Here is a 1,440-nt window from a genome sequence, read left to right on the forward strand (position 1 = left end):
CACCCCGACCACTCCCCCGCCAGGCCCGGGCACTGCCGTCACAGCACTGCGCAGCCGACACCCCCCACGAGGGCCGCCCTGCCCATGGTTCGCAGGGCCCGGTTCGGGCTCGTGGCATCCAGGCCGGCGGCGGCTGCGCGCGCAACCGATCAGCCGACATCCCGCAGCTGCTCACCGCCGGGCAGCGCGGGCTTGTCCTTACGCCGCGCAGCCTTCTGCGCATTCACCTCCCGCATCTTCGTCAGCTCCGGCCACAGGCCCGGCAACGGCTGCCCGGGGCAGACCAGCGCATGCTCGATCCGGCACCGCTGCTCCGCGACGGGCGGACACACGCCATACACCGTGACCCGGCCCCGCGATATCCCGATCCACCGGCGCTCCGGCGGCACCCTGTGGGCCAAAGGCCGCCACACCGGCTCCAACAAGACGGGCCCGGGGCCCAGCGTGTCGACCTGATCTTGCGGCAGCCCGCAATACGGGCACATCAGCTACGCGCGGGCCACCCCGCGACTTCGTGAATCCCCCATACCGTGAGCGTGCAGGTCACCGTCCCGCTCGACACGGCGCGAACCCGTCGGGGCATATGCGGCATCAGGAACCGGATCGCGCACAGGAGTTGAAAACCGAACCACCCCGGCCCTCGGGGCGCAGCAGCGACGGCCGAGCACGCATGGCAGAGAGGCTGATCCACGCCTCCCGGCAGAACGGCCCCCGCCACATCCGCCCAGACCGGCCCGCACACCGCAGGGACCTGCGCCGCCAGCCCGCTGCCCCCACGGCCGTCGCCGCCTCCCGCGGCGACACGGCCCGCAGCCCCACCCGACAACCACCGGCATACCTTCACCGCCCGCCAGCCCGTCGGCTTGTCGTCACCGCGGCCCTCGCTTTCCCGCCCGGCCAGCTACTCGCTCGGCGCCGGCCGGTTACACCGGGCGTGAGGTGACGCAGACGGGCGCGAGCTTCCCTCGATCGATACGGCCCTGCCAGGCGTGGAGCACGAACCCCGGCACGCCCACCGTGCCGTTCAGCGCCAACCGAGCATGGCGCGTCCGTGCCGCACTTGATGCAGCGCGCCCGTGACCCAGTCCCAGCGGATTGCGTAGCACGGCCAGACCCCGCCCTGCCGTTCGGATCTATGCCTGCGCGCGGCGGACGAATCCGGCCCACTTCGCACACTTGGCATGCAGCGCGATGGATGCTCCGCCCGCCGCGATGAAGACCTTGGCGAAGGTGGTGACGGGCCGGGCTGGCTTGATCGGCTCGTCGCACTGCCAGCACAAGCACGCTCCGACGGCACTCACCGACGGACCTCCTTGAGCGTCTGCCTCAGTGCTTGGCCCTCGGTGCGATGGTGTCCCACCGAGTGGTGTAGGCGGGCCGGGCGTTGGAACGCGCGGTTATCTGCTCGGGGCGTGCGCCTGCTGACGGCGTCTGCTCCCT

The 1,440-nt window shown here is 71.9% G+C and carries 3 protein-coding genes; all 3 read right to left on the bottom strand.

Translation table 11 applies throughout. From position 1 onward, the window contains the following. Positions 1–149: 149 nt before the first annotated feature. Positions 150–485, bottom strand: a complete 336-nt coding sequence (locus AB0M70_RS42120) for a DUF6083 domain-containing protein (RefSeq protein WP_365829169.1) — start codon at positions 483–485, stop codon at positions 150–152. Positions 486–923: 438 nt separating this feature from the next. Then, positions 924–1,133, bottom strand: coding sequence for an abortive infection family protein (locus tag AB0M70_RS42125; RefSeq protein ID WP_365829173.1), 210 nt, complete (start codon positions 1,131–1,133; stop codon positions 924–926). Next, on the bottom strand, positions 1,134–1,301 hold the full coding sequence (locus AB0M70_RS42130) for a hypothetical protein (protein WP_365829171.1): 168 nt from the start codon (positions 1,299–1,301) through the stop codon (positions 1,134–1,136). Between the last annotated feature and the right edge of the window lie 139 nt (positions 1,302–1,440).

This window comes from Streptomyces sp. NPDC051214, from assembly GCF_040682375.1.
In the GTDB taxonomy this organism is placed as follows: domain Bacteria; phylum Actinomycetota; class Actinomycetes; order Streptomycetales; family Streptomycetaceae; genus Streptomyces.